Raw genomic sequence first — 525 nt, forward strand, 5'->3', positions numbered from 1 at the left:
AAATCGTTTGCCTTATAAATATACGCTAACGGCCTATGGACCAGAGTCAAGCAATGGTAAAGCTGATGTTGCGCAAAACCTGTTTAATGAAAAGAATGAAGACTTCTGGGATTTCCGTTTACACAAAGAAATTCTTGAATCGGGTTCTGGATCAGGATCAGGTTCTGGTTCAAACCCTGATCCTGAAACAAATATCCCTGCCCTTGTACCACAAACAGCAAGCTATTTGGTTATGCCAAATGCTCTCTTCAGTACAGGATTAACGGATATGGCTAAACAAAACGCGCTCTTAGCCAATATCAGAACATCCGTCTTAGGAAAAGAAGAAGAGAAACAAACAGGTTTCTTCTTATACACCTATGGAAGCACAGGAACCTTATCTTCTGAGCGTGGTCCTCTCAAATATGGTTATGGTGCTGATATTCGCTATGCTGCTCTCCAAGCCGGTGTTACATTGGCAGCAATTGAAGGGCAAAATACCACAACACATCTCGGTCTTGTAGGCACCTATGGGCAGCTGTCGTT

General features: G+C 42.9%; 1 pseudogene. It reads left to right on the plus strand.

Annotated features, from left to right (window positions below):
- A pseudogene (locus ACFIKO_RS09550) lies at positions 1 to 525 on the plus strand (autotransporter outer membrane beta-barrel domain-containing protein); the annotation flags it as partial.

Source organism: Bartonella sp. TS82HLJMH (genome assembly GCF_042193495.1).
In the GTDB taxonomy this organism is placed as follows: domain Bacteria; phylum Pseudomonadota; class Alphaproteobacteria; order Rhizobiales; family Rhizobiaceae; genus Bartonella; species Bartonella grahamii.